The 16,397-nt window shown below is 57.1% G+C and carries 16 protein-coding genes; 7 read left to right on the forward strand and 9 right to left on the reverse strand.

Translation table 11 applies throughout. The annotated features are described in order from the left end of the window. The gene (locus tag GOV90_RS04000; RefSeq protein WP_171090575.1) at positions 1-1,185 is read left to right on the forward strand and encodes a VWA domain-containing protein; all 1,185 of its coding nucleotides are present in this window, start codon (positions 1-3) and stop codon (positions 1,183-1,185) included. A gap of 152 nt (positions 1,186-1,337) precedes the next feature. Here GOV90_RS04000 and GOV90_RS04005 read toward each other — a convergent pair whose 3' ends face one another. After that, positions 1,338-1,628, reverse strand: coding sequence for a hypothetical protein (locus GOV90_RS04005; protein WP_171090577.1), 291 nt, complete (start codon positions 1,626-1,628; stop codon positions 1,338-1,340). Positions 1,629-1,830: 202 nt separating this feature from the next. Here GOV90_RS04005 and GOV90_RS04010 point away from each other — a divergent pair, with 202 nt between their 5' ends. Both GOV90_RS04010 and GOV90_RS04015 read left to right on the forward strand, forming a co-directional pair. Further along, positions 1,831-3,102, forward strand: coding sequence for a hypothetical protein (locus tag GOV90_RS04010; protein ID WP_171090578.1), 1,272 nt, complete (start codon positions 1,831-1,833; stop codon positions 3,100-3,102). 90 nt (positions 3,103-3,192) lie between these two features. Beyond that, a complete protein-coding gene (locus tag GOV90_RS04015) occupies positions 3,193-3,879 on the forward strand; it encodes a M48 family metallopeptidase (protein WP_171091198.1) in 687 nt (228 codons plus the stop codon). 70 nt (positions 3,880-3,949) lie between these two features. On the opposite strand, the gene GOV90_RS04020 is transcribed toward GOV90_RS04015, so the two are convergent. From GOV90_RS04020 to GOV90_RS04040, 5 genes are read right to left on the reverse strand one after another with little or no spacing between them, the layout of a single operon-like run. Then, on the reverse strand, positions 3,950-4,492 hold the full coding sequence (locus GOV90_RS04020) for an RSP_2648 family PIN domain-containing protein (protein WP_171090580.1): 543 nt from the start codon (positions 4,490-4,492) through the stop codon (positions 3,950-3,952). After that, on the reverse strand, positions 4,489-5,691 hold the full coding sequence (locus GOV90_RS04025) for an RSP_2647 family RNA methyltransferase (RefSeq protein WP_171090582.1): 1,203 nt from the start codon (positions 5,689-5,691) through the stop codon (positions 4,489-4,491). Before GOV90_RS04025 ends, GOV90_RS04020 begins: the two co-directional genes overlap by 4 nt. Before the next feature lie 38 nt (positions 5,692-5,729). Further along, positions 5,730-6,002, reverse strand: a complete 273-nt coding sequence (locus GOV90_RS04030; protein ID WP_171090584.1) for a hypothetical protein — start codon at positions 6,000-6,002, stop codon at positions 5,730-5,732. Next, positions 5,986-8,781: a glutamine-synthetase adenylyltransferase gene (locus GOV90_RS04035; protein WP_171090587.1), complete on the reverse strand. Its 2,796-nt coding sequence runs from the start codon at positions 8,779-8,781 to the stop codon at positions 5,986-5,988. Before GOV90_RS04035 ends, GOV90_RS04030 begins: the two co-directional genes overlap by 17 nt. Positions 8,782-8,830: 49 nt before the next feature. Beyond that, complete coding sequence (locus GOV90_RS04040; protein ID WP_171090589.1) at positions 8,831-9,220, reverse strand: nuclear transport factor 2 family protein; 390 nt, start codon at positions 9,218-9,220, stop codon at positions 8,831-8,833. 141 nt (positions 9,221-9,361) lie between these two features. Here GOV90_RS04040 and GOV90_RS04045 point away from each other — a divergent pair, with 141 nt between their 5' ends. The 4 genes from GOV90_RS04045 (at position 9,362) to GOV90_RS04060 (ending at position 11,578) form a co-directional block, all read left to right on the forward strand. Next, entirely contained in the window at positions 9,362-9,784 is a 423-nt protein-coding gene (locus tag GOV90_RS04045) for a DUF2852 domain-containing protein (protein ID WP_171090591.1), read from the forward strand. 65 nt (positions 9,785-9,849) lie between these two features. Beyond that, on the forward strand, positions 9,850-10,281 hold the full coding sequence (locus tag GOV90_RS04050) for an RDD family protein (protein ID WP_171090593.1): 432 nt from the start codon (positions 9,850-9,852) through the stop codon (positions 10,279-10,281). Positions 10,282-10,356: 75 nt separating this feature from the next. Next, positions 10,357-11,181, forward strand: a complete 825-nt coding sequence (locus tag GOV90_RS04055; protein ID WP_171090596.1) for an arginyltransferase — start codon at positions 10,357-10,359, stop codon at positions 11,179-11,181. 7 nt (positions 11,182-11,188) lie between these two features. Beyond that, positions 11,189-11,578 carry a VOC family protein gene (locus tag GOV90_RS04060; protein ID WP_171090598.1) on the forward strand — a complete coding sequence of 130 codons (390 nt, stop codon included), beginning with the start codon at positions 11,189-11,191 and terminating at the stop codon, positions 11,576-11,578. Positions 11,579-11,708: 130 nt separating this feature from the next. Here GOV90_RS04060 and GOV90_RS04065 read toward each other — a convergent pair whose 3' ends face one another. The 3 genes from GOV90_RS04065 to GOV90_RS04075 form a co-directional block, all read right to left on the reverse strand. Further along, the gene (locus tag GOV90_RS04065) at positions 11,709-14,063 is read right to left on the reverse strand and encodes a TRAP transporter large permease subunit (protein ID WP_171090600.1); all 2,355 of its coding nucleotides are present in this window, start codon (positions 14,061-14,063) and stop codon (positions 11,709-11,711) included. Positions 14,064-14,080: 17 nt separating this feature from the next. Beyond that, positions 14,081-15,007: a TRAP transporter small permease subunit gene (locus GOV90_RS04070; RefSeq protein WP_171090601.1), complete on the reverse strand. Its 927-nt coding sequence runs from the start codon at positions 15,005-15,007 to the stop codon at positions 14,081-14,083. A 120-nt stretch (positions 15,008-15,127) separates the two neighbouring features. Continuing rightward, positions 15,128-16,210 (reverse strand): TRAP transporter substrate-binding protein, encoded by a 1,083-nt coding sequence (locus GOV90_RS04075; RefSeq protein ID WP_171090603.1) that lies wholly within the window; start codon positions 16,208-16,210, stop codon positions 15,128-15,130. Positions 16,211-16,397 lie beyond the last annotated feature (187 nt).

A 16,397-nucleotide genomic window follows, 5' to 3' on the forward strand; every position in this document is an offset into this window, starting at 1 on the left:
ATGTTTCTGCCCTTCTTCGAAAACCTCCGCAAAGCTGGAATTCCGGTCTCGCTCCGAGAATACCTGACTTTTCTGGAGGGCATGAAAAAGGGTCTCGCCACTTATGATGTCGAAGCGTTTTATTACCTCGCGCGTGTGTCGATGGTGAAAGATGAACGCAACATCGACAAGTTTGACCGCGCTTTTGCTGCCAGCTTCGAAGGGCTGAATGAGATCAGTTTCGATCAGGTTCTGGAAGCCGTGGATATCCCTGGCGACTGGCTGGCCAAGATGGCCGAAAAGCACCTGTCGGACGAGGAAAAAGCCGAGATTGAAGCGCTTGGCGGGTTTGATAAGCTGATGGAAACCCTGCGCGAGCGGCTCAAGGAACAACAGGGCCGCCATCAAGGGGGCAACAAGTGGATTGGCACAGCCGGAACCTCTCCATTTGGGGCCTACGGGTATAACCCCGAAGGCGTCCGCATCGGTCAGAAGGAAAGCCGCCATCAGCGCGCCGTAAAGGTCTGGGACAAGCGGGAATTCAAAAACTTAGACGACACAGTTGAACTGGGCACACGCAACATCAAGGTCGCCTTGAAACGGCTGCGCCGCTGGGCCCGTGAAGGCGCGGCTGAAGAGCTGGATCTGGACGGCACCATCCGCGCCACGGCTGAACATGGCTATCTGGACGTCAAGACCCGCCCCGAGCGTCACAACGCGGTCAAGGTGCTGCTGTTTCTGGACGTGGGCGGATCAATGGACCCGCACATCAAGGTGGTCGAAGAACTGTTTTCCGCCGCCCGAACCGAGTTCAAGCATCTGGAATATTACTACTTCCACAACTGCCTTTATGAAGGTGTTTGGCGCGACAATCGCCGTCGCTGGGATCAACAGACCCCCACGCACGAAGTGCTGCGCACCTATGGCGGTGACTACAAATGCATCTTCGTCGGCGACGCCTCGATGAGCCCGTATGAAATCGCCTATCCCGGCGGTGCCAACGAACACTGGAATCAGGAAGCCGGACAAGTCTGGCTGCAACGGGCGCGTGAACAGTGGGCATCCAACCTTTGGATCAATCCCGTGCCCGAGAAATATTGGGAATACACCCATTCCATTGGGATGATCCGAGAGATTTTCGAGGATCGCATGGTGCCCATGACACTGGCCGGCCTGGAACAGGGCATGAGGGAACTTACGCGGTAGCCAAAGCAAGCCCCCAAGCGCCGTCTTATTGTTTCTGAATTATGAACAGAATTGAAAGATAGGCGCACAAATGCGCCTATTGTTTGCGAATTCCGTACTAAAGCGGCCTCAAGGCTCGCCGATTTTCAGTTTCATGATAAGGTGCAAGCGGGTCAAAGCTTGGGGGCAGACATGACCAACCGCAAATTAAGAAATATTCTTGCGTCCGTGGCAACCGCCATTTCATTGATCGTTACGTTCGGGGCGGCCGCGACATTTGCACTTGCGCCGGATACAGCTTTTGCAAAGAACGGCAAAGGGAATGGGAATTCTGGGAAAGCAGACAATGGGGACGGATCCAAAGGAAAAGGGAATTCGTCAAGGGGATCGCAGGCCAACGGCGGTGGCAAAGGAAACTCCTCAAAAGGATCCCATGCCAGTAGTGGTGGGAAAAACAAATCCAAGGGCAAATCCTCAGCTTCGGGGAAAGGTGCCGGAGCGAAAAAGCAACACGCGGCCAAGACAAAAAAGTCGAAATCTATCGCTGGAGGAAACCAAAAAGCTCGGCGGGTCTCACTTGGCGAATTTGGGCGAGAGTTCAAGAAGGATGTACGGCAGCTGTTTGGCAAACAGCCCACAAAGAAGTCCAACGGCAAGTCCGCAAAAATGACACGCGCATACAAGACCGTTTCAGTGAAACCGGTCGAACGTTCTTTACGTCCTGTTGTTCGATATGATGTTGCTCCTGACTTGGGTGGCCGCAAAAAACACCGCTATCACGACCCTTTGGTTGCTGCGATTACCGATCCTTATGGTTCGGATAAGCTGCGCAATCTGAATGCATCGAAAGCGGCGGCCCCTGCCTTCCAGAACGCTGCAGCCAACAGCAATGTTGGTAAAATCGCCGCTTATCAGGCTGCTGCCGCGGAATATTACGATTTGCGTGGGCAGTTATATGACACGAGACGCGATTTGCGAGATCTGAACGAAAGCTATGACGGGCGAACCAGCGACCAAATTGCCGACGACATCGCAGCGCTTGATCCGAATGATCCGGATTATGACAGCAAACGCGAAGCTCTGGAATCCGAATTGCAGGACGCTGAAACATATGAGGAAACACGCGACGGATTGCGCGCCGATCTGAAAGACCTGCGGCATCAGACAAATGATGCGCTGCAAGAGGCAGAAGACGCGTTCTTTGACGCCTCCAAAGGGCGTACCCTGACCAAAGATACTTTGGGAGATTTCCATGACAATCTTGGGCTTCCGCAACCCAAGAACCGTTACAAAGACGATGTGACTGTGCAACCGGTGCCTTACGATCCAAGCTATCATCAGTATTCTCAGACCCATAACTACAACCCGAAAGAAACCGAATTCCAACTTCGCCATGAGACGCCTTATAACGGTAAGAAACACCGCTATCATGACCCGCTGGTTGCTGAGATCACCGATCCTTACGGTTCGGACAAGCTGCGCAATCTGAATGCATCGAAAGCGGCGGCCCCAGCCTTCCAGAACGCTGCAGCCAACAGCAATGTTGGGAAAATCGCCACTTATCAGGCAGCGGCGACCGAATATTACGACTTGCGCGGGCAGTTATATGACGCACGGCGTGATTTGCGGGATCTGAACGAAAGCTACGACGGGCGAAGCAGCGACCAGATTGCCGATGACATCGCAGCGCTCGATCCCGGTGACCCGGACTACAACGAGAAACTCGATGCGTTGGAAAACGAACTGCGGGACGCACAGACCTTTGAGGAGGCACAGGACGCTCTGCGCGCTGATGTCAGAGATTTGAGAACGGATAGCCTGGTCGCGCAAAAAGAGGCTGAACACGCGTTTTTTGAAGCCTCCAAGGGGTCCACACTGACAATCGAAACTCTGGCTGACCTACATGAAAACCTGAAGCTTCCTGCACCCCGGAAGTGATCATAGCCTGGGCAGTACAAAACGGTATTGAAGCGTCTGGCAGGGCCATTGTGCCTTGCCGAACTCGCGATGAAGAACCATATCTGCGCTATGATCAAGCTCACCCCGATCCTTCTGGCCGTTTTGTATGGCCTTGCGATGTACCGAATATCCGTCTGGCGCACCCACCGAGAGTTGGACGCAAAATCGACCGAACTGGCCGACCCCGCGTTGAAGCGTATGACGGACCGGCTGGCGGCTGCCCTTGGTATCGATCGGGTGCCGGTTTACATCTATGAGATCGACCCGGTGAATGGGTTGGCCGCCCCAGACGGGCGGATTTTCATTACGCGAGGGTTCTATCGCAAGTTTCGCAATGGCGAAGTTTCAGCCGAGGAAATGGCCAGTGTCATCGCACATGAGTTGGGGCATGTGGCGCTGGGGCACGCCCGGCGGCGGATGATTGATTTTTCCGGTCAGAACGCGATGCGGACGGCGTTGATACTGGTCCTGAACCGGTTCATCCCGTTCATCGGTGCGATGATTGCCAATGCTTTAACCGCCCTTTTGGCCTCGCGCCTGTCACGAGGGGATGAGTATGAGGCCGACGAATATGCCGCAGCTTTGTTGACCAAGGCCGGGATCGGAATTGGCCCGCAGAAATCACTGTTCCACAAGTTGGAGGACCTGACGCATCAACGCGCCGGTGTCGTTCCGGCGTGGTTGATGAGCCACCCCAAGACGGACGAGCGGATTGCAGCGTTGGAAGCTCTTGAACAACGTTGGGAACGTGGCTGAGGGTGCGCAGCGAGAGGCCAGCCTCTCGCGCTCTCCGAGGTATTTTTAGCCAGATGAAGACAGATCCCGTTTACGTGGTGAGGGCTTTGCCCAATCGGGGAAGGCGGGCTTTTTTCATCAATGCGCGCAAGGTCCATTGATCACCTGAAAGACGGTTAGCCTCGGCAAGGACCTGAGCCGCGAGTGCGTTCATCCCAATTGCGTCTGCCTGCCAAAAACCGTGAAGCAGACTGTCTGGGTCACGCCGTTCAAGCCCCTCTTCGGACAGGATATTTCTGGGGAAATCCTTCGCATTCACCGTCACGATTACATCGGCAGACGCAGCAATTGCGGTGGCCAATACATGAATGTCAGCAGCATCAGGCAGCCAAAGGCGGTTTTGCAGTCCCTCGTTAACCGCACGCTCGGCATCGGGCCAATTGGCTTGTGTCAGTGCGATTTCGGCACGGGCTTGTGCCTCACCCGTTGGGCCAAGTTTGCGGGCGGCGCGGGCCCATTCCTCGAGGATGCGTGCAGACCAGATCGGGGTGAAATGACCCATACGCGCCGCGCCCAAAAGCATCTCGCGCATCACCGTGGGGTAGATCACGCAGGTGTCGAGCACGGCTTTCATAGGCGATAGAACACCGCTTTGAGGTAACCGCTTTCCGCCAGTTGCGGCAATTGCGGGTGATCCGGGCCCGCAAACCCGGTGTGGATCAGTTGTGCCTGCCGTCCGGCCCGACCGATCCCGCGGGATGAGGCATCGCGGAATCGCCCCAGATCAGCGGCGTGTGAACATGAGCACAGCCCCAGATAACCACCGGATTTGACCAGAGGTGCGGCCAGTCGGGCGATCCGCTCATAGGCGCGCAACCCTGCATCCAGCGCTTGTTTCGACGGCGCAAAAGCGGGCGGGTCGCAGATCACGACGTCAAACTGCGCGCCCTCTTCCCCCAATTGGGTCAACACGTCGAACGCGTCGCCCTGCCGGGTTTGGAACTTGTCAGCAAGGCCCGAAGCCTCAGCGCCCTTTGCCGCCAACTCCAGTGCCGCGGCAGAGCCATCAACAGACAGCGCCTGCCCTGCACCGCCTGCCAGCATGGCGAGACCAAAGCCGCCCACATGGCTGAAGACGTCCAGAACCTGCGCTCCGGGATGAACAAGCCGCGCAGCGAAGGCATGATTGGGACGCTGGTCATAGAACACGCCGGTTTTCTGCCCGCCGGTCAGATCGGCCATGTAGGTCGCGCCATTCATCGGCACCGGCAGCGGTGCATCGGGTGCGGTGCCGCGCAGGGTTTGGTTGACATCGTCCAGCCCCTCCAGCCCACGTGTACGGCCCGAGGCATTTTTTAGAACCGTTGACACGCCAGTGATCCTGACCAGAGCACCAGTCAGCACGTCGAGATGCGCCTCGGCCCAAGCCGCGTTGGGTTGGATGACGCAGGTGTCACCAAAACGGTCGATGATCACGCCGGGAAAGCCATCCGCCTCGGCATGGATCAGGCGGTAATACGGCGCGTCAAACAGGCTTTCGCGCATCTCGAGGGCGCGCCGCAGGCGGGTTTCGAACCACGCGGCGTCAAGCTGCGCGTCAATATCACGGTCCAGCACCCGGCACATGATCTTGGACTTGGGGTTGACCGCCACTAGCGCGATGGGCGCGCGTTTTTCATCCTCAAGCACGGCCAAAGCGCCCGCCGGGATCTTGCGCGTGCGGCGGTCGGTGACGATGTCATTGGCATAGACCCAGGGGAAGCCATGGCGCAGGCCGCGCGCGTTGGCTTTGGGTTTCAGGCGGATACGGGGGCGGTCGGCAGATTGGGTCATGGCGCCCTCATAGTCAGGAACGCGGCGGTCGAAAACCCCTAGCGGTTACGGGATCGCCATCCGCCTCGGCGTTTGGGGGTCTGAGCCGCCTGAAGACCCTCGCTCAGGACCTGAGTCATGGGATGATCGGGGTTTTGGTCCACATAACCCGCGTGCAATTCCGCCAGCGCTGTATTCTGATCGCGATCGGCAGGCAGGCTGAGCGCCCAGTCCAGAAAGATACTGCGGCATTCGGGCAAGGAGATGCCCTCAATGCGATAAGCTTCAAGGATCAAACCCTTGTGGTCGTTGGGATCAGTGCTGCGCGCCATCTTCGCCCCCTTTGATCACGCTCCCGATCAGATCGGCTGCGGTCGTGTAACTGTCCTGCAATGCCGCCTGCAGCGCCTCGACCTGTTCGAACCCGGTTGCGCGGCATAGAAACGCGGTGCCACCCTCGCCGATCTTGTCCGCTTCGATGACCTTGCCCGACAGTAGGCGGGCGGCACATTGCACGGACCAGCATAAATCATAGCATTCTTTCAGCGATTGCGCCTGCGCGACATTCAGCAATCCGGCTGCGACGGCCCCATCCAGACCCGACGATACATCACGCTGCGCCGAGCCGGCCAGCAAAGCGCCGGTCTCGGCCATCAGTTCGATGTCCATCAGACGCCCGGGTCCGTTCTTGGCATCCCAGATGCCCGCAGGTGCCTTGGCGGCGGCGAGGCGCGCGCGCATCTCTGCCACTTCGCGCAGGACTTTAGCCTGTTCTCGTGGGCGAGACAGGAATTCAGCCCGGAAGGATTCAATATCTTCGGCAAGCCCTACGTCACCCGCAACGACATGTGCGCGGGTCAGAGCCAGATGCTCCCACACCCAGGCTTCGTGTTGCTGATAGTTGGTGAAACTGGCCCAGCTTGTTGCCACCGGCCCCTGATTACCCGAGGGGCGCAATCGCATATCGACCTCGTACAACCGCCCTTGCGACATGGGGGCCGAGAGTGCGGTGATCAGCGCCTGCGTAAAGCGCGCGTAATAAGTTCGCGTGGCCAATGGGCGCGGGCCATCCGACATCTCTTGGTCCAAGGGATCATAGATCACGATCATGTCCAGATCGGATTGCGAGTTGATCCGCCCTGCCCCAAGTGAGCCCATGCCCAGAATAGCCGCCCCGCGCCCCGGCGCAGGACCATGTTTGCGGGCGAAGTTTTCAGTGACGTGTGGGAGTATGGCTGCAATCACCGACTGAGCAAGCTCTGCATATTGCTGACCGGCCTGTGTCCCGTCAATCAAGCCGCGCAGATGGTGCACGCCAATGCGGAAATGCCATTCCTTGCACCAGCGCCGCGCCAGATCGAGTTGGGTTTCATAATCCGTTTCTTCTGAAAGGGCTTGTGCCAGTTCGGCCTGCAGCGCCTCTTGCCCCGGCCAATCGGTAAAGAAACTGCCCCCGATCACTGCGTCAAACACAGACGCATTGCGTGACAGGTGCGAAGCAAGCGCATGAGATGTGCCAACAATATCGACTAAAAGATCGATCAGATGAGGGTTTGCCTCGAACAAGGAAAACAGCTGCACGCCGGCGGGAAGACCGGCCAGAAACCCGTCCAAGGCCATAAGCGCTTCGTCTGGCTTGGCCGTCTTGGCGAGGCGCGACAGCAATTCGGGCCGCAGGCGTTCGAATATCCGCGCACCTCGCTGGCTTCGCAACGCCGGATAGGTCGTCCAACGCGCCAGTATCTTTTTGTCAAACTCCACGTCCTGCACAGGTGCGGGCGGTTGTGACTGGCCCGGAGCAAAGAACCCCTCGGTCAGTTCATGAACTTCGGTCAGGCGGCTCGTCAGGTCTTGCATCAACTCAGCGCCACTGATCCCCATCAGGCACGCAACGCGTTCGATCCCATCCGGCGTTTTGGGAACCTTGTGGGTCTGCGCATCGTGGATCATCTGAATGCGATGCTCGACCTCGCGATGCGCCCGGTAGTGATCGGTCAACTTGTCAGCAACGTCCTGTGGCACCCAGCCTTTTGACGCCAGCGCCGCCAGCCCCGGAACAGTCCCCCGCACCCGCAGGTCAGCGTCCCGCCCGCCTGCGATCAGTTGGCGGGTCTGGGTGAAAAACTCGATCTCTCGGATACCGCCTTGCCCCAGCTTCATATCGTGGCCGGGGATCGACATGGACCCACCCGTACCTTTGTTTTCGCGGATACGCAGACGCATGTTATGGGCATCCTGAATGGCCGCAAAGTCCAGATGACGGCGCCAGACAAAGGGGCGCAGGCTGTCCAAAAACCTTTGACCCGCAACCAGATCGCCTGCACAGGGCCGCGCCTTGATATAGGCTGCTCGTTCCCAGGTGCGTCCAAGGCTTTCATAATACCGTTCAGCCGCCTCCATCGCCATGCAGACCGGTGTCACGGCGGGATCAGGACGCAGCCTCAGATCGGTCCGAAACACATACCCGTCCGCCGTCTTGTCGCTAAGCGTTGCGCAAAAGTTTCGCGTTGCCCGGACCATGCCCTGCCGGGCTTCGTAAAAATCATCTGGGTCAAAACGCGTCTCATCAAACAGGACGATCAGGTCAATGTCCGAGCTGTAATTCAACTCGTGCGCGCCCATCTTGCCCATCGCAAGAATGACCAGCCCAGCTGCGTTTTCGACATCATCTTCAGTCATTCCGGGAAGTTTCTTGCGCCGGATCAAAGCAGCGATCTCGGCCTTGGCCGCAACATCCGCAGCCAGGGCTCCGAAATCCGTCAGGGCCGCCGTGACCTTTTCCAGCGGCCATGCGCCCGCGATATCGGCCAAGGCGGTCAGCAGCGCCAAACGTCGCTTGGCCTGACGCAAGCCGGGTTTCAACTGATCGGGCGGCAGATCACGCGCTGCAGCCATAACGTTCGCCAGCGCCTGATCCGGCTGTTCCAATGCCTCGGGCAGCCAGCCTTTTTCACGCTCGATCAGACCTTTCAGATAAGGGCTGGACCCGGCAGTGCCCGCCACGAGCTCACCCACTTCCTGCGGCAAATCTGGCATCAGGGCCCGTGCTTCATCCCCCAGAGACGGATCAAAAGCACGTGGAAGTCGGGTAATGGCAAGTGCGTCAGTCATGCGCGCACCCTGCGCATCGCGGCGCGTCATCGTCAATGGGGCATTCTGATCAGACGTCCTGAACGGGTGTGTCCTGACTGAAACTGTTGACCCAGACGTCGTTCCTTCGTTCCCACAATGAGGAAATCAGCATCGCTTCGCGCTCTGTCGCACCGGGACGCAAGTAATCAGCCCTATAAGACAACAGGACTGTATCCGACGTCAGAACCCGCAACCGCGCATCGCTCAGATCAAACTCCACCATCGTCGGAGAATCCGCGAATTGGCCAACATGATCATCGCGATTGGCAAACCCGGTTGGATAAACCCCCAGAAAATCTGCACTCAGCAAAGCACGGTCTGCGCTTGCATTACCTTCGACCAACGCCATCCAGACCTGCTTTTCCAGGTCAAGAATTTCATTCAACGCCGGAGCTGTCTTGTTTTCAGTCATATTCATGACCGCACCCTGCGATCAGTGGTGTTCAACGTCAACCGAGCTACAGAATGTAAATCTTTTTCACATCACCCCTTGCATCACCAAAATGCATCCCCATCTAGACAATGTGAAAAGAATTTACATCAACCCTGGAGAGCTTTCATGACTGCACTGTCAGACCCCGCCGTCCCCGCAAATCCGGGATGGCTTTACCGAATTGAAGCCTGGCTGGACGACAAAGGCAAAGGGGCCTGGATCGCCGCCATGGTCCTTGGGTTCATCTTCTTCTGGCCCGTTGGCCTAGCCCTTCTGGCTTATATGATCTGGAGCAAACGCATGTTCAGCAAGTCCTGCAGCCGCCGCAAATCCTGGCACAGCCACATGAGCGCAATGAAGCCGTCGGGTAACAGCGCCTTTGACGCCTACAAGGCCGACACCCTTGCCCGTCTGGAGCGCGAACAGCAGGATTTCGAAGCCTTCCTGCGCCGTCTGCGCGAGGCCAAGGACAAGGCCGAGTTCGACCAGTTCATGGACGAACGCGCCCGCGAGAACCACGAAGACGACGGCAAAGGCGCACCTGCCTGATAGCCCTTGCCCTGCCCCGATTCTTCGGGTCAGGGTGCCTCAACCCTATCTTTCGGACCTGACGAATGAACCACCTGCCCAACCCGGATACTCAACCAGAATTCTACAGCTCGGTTGCGACCAAGCGCTTTGTCGCGTGGCTGTTCGATATCGCCTTCATCTCGCTGCTGTGCATCGTGCCCGTCTTCCTGACATTCGGTGCGGGGCTGTTTTTCCTGCCGCTGATTTATGCGGTGATCAGCTTTGCGTATCGGGTCATCACTATCTCGAACGGCTCAGCCACGCTGGGTATGCGCTTCATGGGCATCGAACTGCGCGACGCGTTTGGCGAACGTATGGATATGGGCAAAGCCATCGCACATACTGCCGGTTATTTCGTCAGCATGGCGTTTTTCGTGGTCCAGATCATTTCGGTCATCATGATGCTGACAAGCGCTCGCGGTCAGGGCCTGACCGACAGTTTCCTGGGGACTGTTATGATCAATCAAAGAGCGTGAGGCCCAACTGCGTGAATCACTTGGCGGTCTCGGGAACGGTTGTTATCATCTGTCCCGAGGCTAGATGGGAACTTCATGCGACACACGCTGCCAATTGCGCCACAATTCTATGTGACCGCTCCACAACCCTGCCCCTACCTTGACGGCAGGATGGAGCGTAAATTGTTTACAGCCCTTCAAGGCGAAGGCGCTGAGCAATTGAATAACTCGCTTTCGCAGCAGGGGTTTCGCCGATCGCAAAACGTGCTCTACCGACCGTCCTGCACGGACTGCGCAGCTTGTTTGTCCGCCCGGATCGACGTTTCGGCCTTTCGCGCCACCAAAAGCCAGAAACGCGCCGCAAAGCGCAACGGGTATCTGGAACGCCGCGCAACGTCACCCTGGGCTACAGACGAACAATACGAACTGTTCCGCCGTTATCTGGATACCCGGCACGCCGACGGCGGCATGGCCGACATGGATGTATTCGAATTTGCTGCCATGATCGAAGAGACTCCGATCCGCAGCCGTGTGGTGGAATATGCCGACCCGAAAACCGGCGATCTGATCGCAGTCAGTCTGACTGATGTGCTCGATGACGGGCTAAGCATGGTTTATTCCTTCTACGATCCAAACCAGCCCCAGAATTCGCTGGGCACATACATGATCCTCGATCACATAGACATCGCGCGCGAAGCCGGCCTGCCCTACATTTATTTGGGCTACTGGGTCCCGGGCAGCCCCAAGATGGGCTACAAGGCCAAGTTCTCAGGGCTAGAGGCTTATATTCAGGGCCAATGGCAAAAGATCAAAGATTCAGATGCCTTTTCCGATGCATCGCATCACCCGTTGTCCTCAGCCCCAATAGCGGAACAAGTGGCCAATATTCAGTTGCCAGACCGCCATCCGACTAAAGGCTGACATCATCATGAAGCAAAATTTGCACGCGGTTACCCTTGTGGTGCCCGACTACGATGCCGCGATCTCATTTTATACCGAAACGCTCAAGTTCCAGCTTCTTCAGGACATCGACCTGGGCGACGGCAAACGCTGGGTATTGATCGCCCCACCCGGCTCAAATGGCAGTTCTCTTCTGCTGGCCAAAGCTGACGGCCCCAACCAGGAAGCCGCTATTGGCAATCAGACCGGTGGCCGCGTGGGTTTCTTCCTTCAAACCGATGATTTTTCTCGCGATCATACCGACATGCTGGTACGGGGCGTGACGTTCGAGGAATCCCCACGCTCCGAGCCTTATGGCCAGGTCGCAGTCTGGCGTGACCCCTTCGGCAATCGTTGGGACCTGATAGAATTCAACTGATCCGCATCTTCATCTGGCTACAAATACCTCGGGGATGAATTGGCCGCAGGCCAAGAAGGGGCTGGCCCCTTTTCCAAAGCAAAAAAGAAAAGGGGGCCACCAGGCCCCCTTTGCATCTTGCTCACCGGGATCAATTCGGGATCAGATCCGGCACAATGGTGACGATCGAGGGGAAGAACCACAGGATCGCAATGCCAACCACCTGGATCAACACAAACGGTATGATCCCTCGGTATATGTGGCCGGTTGTGACCTCTTTTGGGGCAACCCCCCTCAGATAGAACAAGGCGAACCCGAAGGGCGGCGTCAGGAACGAGGTCTGCAGGTTCACAGCCACCATGATCGTCACCCATTTCGGATCGAAAGATCCACCATAAATCACCGGCCCCACAATGGGGATCACGATGTAGATGATTTCAAGGAAGTCCAGCACAAAGCCCAGAATGAACAGCACCAGCATCACGATCAGGAAGACCGTGAACTCGTTGTCAAAGCTCTTCAGGAACTGTTGAATATAGTGCTCACCTCCAAACGAGATCACCACAAGGTTCAGCAACTGTGATCCGATCAGAATGGTAAAGACCATCGAGGTCACTTTCGCTGTCTCGCGAACAACAGGCGTCAGAACACCGCTCGAAAACAACACCCAGCAGCCAAACAACAGGCCAAACAGAGCATACAGATACGTTGCATAAGCCAGAACAAACGCGATCACGGTTTCGACCGAAGCACCTTCCTGATTGACCCTGAGGTCAAAGTTCACGCCCAACAGCAAACAGATGATCACGGCAAAGGTCGACCAGATGATGACGCCGCCGGAACGGCCCTGATCATGCAGTTTGCGATAAGCGGCCAGCATGATTGCCCCGCCCGCACCCAATGCGGCGGCAGGTGTCGGGTTGGTGATACCGCCCAGGATCGAACCCAGCACCGCGATAATCAGAACCAAGGGTGGAAACACCACGCGGATCAGGTCGTTGGTCGCACAGCGTGCTGCCGCTTCCCGGCAACCATAGATCGCAATGGCAAATGGAATGGCCAACAGAACAAATATCAGCCCCGCAGATGTAGTCGGTGCAACAAACAGAACATCGACCAACAACATCAACAAAAGACCAATCGCACCAACGATCAATGGCTGTGGCGAGCGCGAGGGCGCGATACCCCGACCCAGAACCAGGGTCAGCGCCATCAGCACCACAAAAACCGCAACTCCGTTTCCAATCGGCGCTGCATTCGCGATTTTTGCCTCGCGGGCTTCAACCAGCTCTTCCTCGCTCAAACGCTCGGCATTGGCTATACCACCGGCAGCGTCGATCTCTTCCTGCTCGGCAACCGCCTGATCCCAGGCGGACTGGCCATGCAGATCGATCATCGATGCCTTGCATTCTTCCGATACGTTGGTGCGCAAAGATGCGCCCTGCCCGACATCCGAGAATGCTGAGACCGAGATGTTCTGGCTGCCGATGACGCCAGCACTGCCCAAAAGCACGGCACCGACAATGATCGCGACCGGCGCGCCCAGCAGCCAGGTCAGACCCTCTGAGCGGGTGATCGTCTCACCCGAGCCACCGGACATTTCAACGGCCGGCGCTTTGTCCGGGTTCAGCAACGCGTACCCAAAGGCATAGAGCGCATACAGTAAGGCCAGCATGATCCCCGGCAGAAGAGCCGCCTGAAACAGGGTTCCGACCGAAACCACCGCGGGCTCACCCAGATAGGTCAGCGCGTCGGTACATCCGGCCTCGACCGCACGCGTTTCTTGCGCGGTCGAATAAAGATCACCGGCCAGCGTTCCCAACAAAACAATGACAATCGACGGTGGAATGATCTGTCCCAACGTGCCCGAGGCCGCAATCACACCAGTCGCCAGCTCTGGCGAGTAATTGTTCCGCAACATGGTCGGCAAGGCCAGCAGGCCCATGGTCACCACGGTTGCGCCGACGATACCGGTCGAGGCCGCCAGAAACGCGCCAACAACAACAATCGACACTGCCAGACCGCCCGGCAGCGGGCCAAAGACACGCGCCATTGTCGTCAACAGATCGTTTGCGATCTTCGAGCGTTCAAGCGTGATGCCCATCAGAACGAACATCAGCACGGCCAGAAGTGTCTCGATGGACTGACCGGCCAGAACACGTTCGTTCATTCGGTTCACGATGAACGAAACATTGCGGTCCAAAGCGGTTTCCCAACCTTGAACAAAGACCGGCTCGGCGATCCTCGGTAAGTCTGGGTATCGGAACACAGATATCGTGTCGGGTTTCACACCCGAGTTCACGACATCCCGGTAAGCTTGCGAGCCTGTGTCAATTGCCTGATGGATCAGCAATCCTGCGCTGTCCAAGGCTGCGATGATCCCGAATGAGATAACCCCGGCCCCGCCGATGGCAAAGGCCACCGGGAAACCGGACAGGATGCCTCCGAAAAGGCAAAAGAATACGATAATGAGGCCTATCTCGACGCCATCAAGTCCGAATAGCATTGTCTTGGTCTCCGTCCTTAATGTGCGCCTTCATAGGCTTCTTCGCCCTCGCCAAGGCTGTCCTTGTCGAGGTATTTTCCGGCGCTTTCCGGCCCTTCCACGTATTCCAGATACGACCGCCACAGGAAGGCAATCGCGTGCAGGAACACCATGCCTGCAAACAGCACCAGCAGGATCTTGAACAGGAAATACGCGTTGAACCCGTTGGGACTGAACCCGATGGTTTCAACGTTCCAGCGCAGTGCGCGTGACTTGGCCACGAGACGATCCAAGGTGTCACTGGCCGAAGGCTTCGGCACAATCAGGTGCCGCCACATAAAGTACCAGCCGTACATCCATGTCAGCACTGCCATGGGCATCATGAACAGCATCGCGCCGCACATATCGACAACGCGCTTGGCGCGGTGGCTGATGCCTGCATAGATCAGGTCAACCCGAACATGTCCGCCCTGAACGAAAGTGTATGTGCAGCACAGGCACACGACCATTGCGTTGTAGAGTTTAAGTTCTTCCGCGAACCAACTGATATCCTTCTGAAACGGTATACCCAGGCCAAAGGCCATGTCGGCCCGTGTGAACACGCGTTGCATGAATACGATGACGATCTGCTGAATAACCATCAGAAGACCTGCCCAGGCAAAGAAACGCCCGGTGACGTTTGCGAACCCTTCCAGCCCTCGAACCATGCCCCACATAAAGTTCCGATAGTAGAGGCCAATGGCCGTCAGAACCAAAAACAGCGTGAAGACCACAAAGAAGAACTCGACCGAGCCCCCATAGTAGACAAAGCGCATGATCGCTTCTTTGTCCGACCAGTTCAGCCACAGCTGCGGATGCGTCACCGCATATCCGAAATTATAGAAGGCTTCGGCAATGTTCTGAATGAACCAGATCAGTCCATTCCACAGGGCGCCGAAAAACGAAATACCGTTGTCGTCCTGCATGTTGTCCCCGGGTCGCGTCAGTTGCATTGCTTATTATAGCGGCATGATGGGTCCGCGCATATGCAACAGGAAAGGCTTCCCCGCGATTGCGGGGAAACCGTTTACTTTATTGGCTGATGTTTAGCCGCGAACGCGGTCGCGCTGAGCGGTATAGACACCCGACGACAGGTTGTTCCACGCGGACGATGCTGCCATCGACGTCATGGCGCTGTCGTGGATCTTCTTGAACAGCTCGTCGCCCATGTTTTCGTCCAGAACTTCTTGCGAAGCCTGACCGAAGGCGTCCCAAACGCTTTCCGGGAATTCCATGACCTTCACGCCACCGGATTGCAGACGCTGCAGGGCTGCACCGTTGTTGGCCAGGAACTGCGCCAGGTTCCACTGGTGCGCTTCGGCAGCGGCGATCTCGATGATCTTCTGCTGCGCCGGCGTCAGGCTGTCGAACACGTCGCGGTTGGTCGCCAGCGACAGACCTGCACCCGGCTCGTGGAAGCCAGCGGTGTAGTAAGTTTTGGTGATTTCCTGGAAACCGGCCTTTTCGTCCGCCCAGGGACCGATCCACTCGGTGCCGTCAATCGCACCCGAGGACAGCGCCTGATACACTTCCGAGCCCGGAATGTTCTGTACGGATGCGCCCAGCTTACCCAGCGCCTGACCACCCAGACCTGGCATACGGAACTTAAGACCCTGGAAATCCTCAGGGCCATTGATCTCTTTCGAGTACCAGCCGCCTGCCTGTGCGCCGGTGTTACCCGCCAGGAAGGATTTCAGGCCAAAGATCGAGCCCAGTTCATCATGCAACTCCATGCCGCCATCATGGTAGTACCAGTTCACCAGTTCCTGCGCGGTCATACCAAAGGGTACAGCGGTAAAGAACGCGTAGCCCGGGTGCTGACCTACAAAGTAGTAGTCAGCGGCGTGATACATGTCGGCCTGACCGGAAGATACCGCGTCAAACACTTCGAAAGCGCCAACCAGTTCACCGGCTGCTTTGATCTCAACATTCAGGCTGCCATCAGACATCGCGTTGATGCTGTCGGCACAGCGCTGCGCGCTATCAAACACGCCCGCCAGACCGCGACCCCATGAGGTCACCATGGTCAGCGTGCGCTGGCCCTGAGCGTAGGCCGGTGCCGCCAGAGCGGTTGCTGCAGCTGCTGATCCGCCCAGCGCGGATTTTTTCAGAAATGAACGACGATCCATATGAGTGTTCCTCCCCTTCATAGTCATAATCCGGCACAGCCGGACCTGTCGCATTCAATGCGCGTCAGCCTAATGACAGTGATGTGAATGGGAATACCTACTACTGCGTAGACAGGCGGTTTCTTTTGCCATTTTTCACAGATTCTTTGACCATCCTCCAAGTAAACATCGCAAAAATCTCGCCATT

Source organism: Ruegeria sp. HKCCA5929 (assembly GCF_013034525.1).
Classification (GTDB): domain Bacteria; phylum Pseudomonadota; class Alphaproteobacteria; order Rhodobacterales; family Rhodobacteraceae; genus Ruegeria.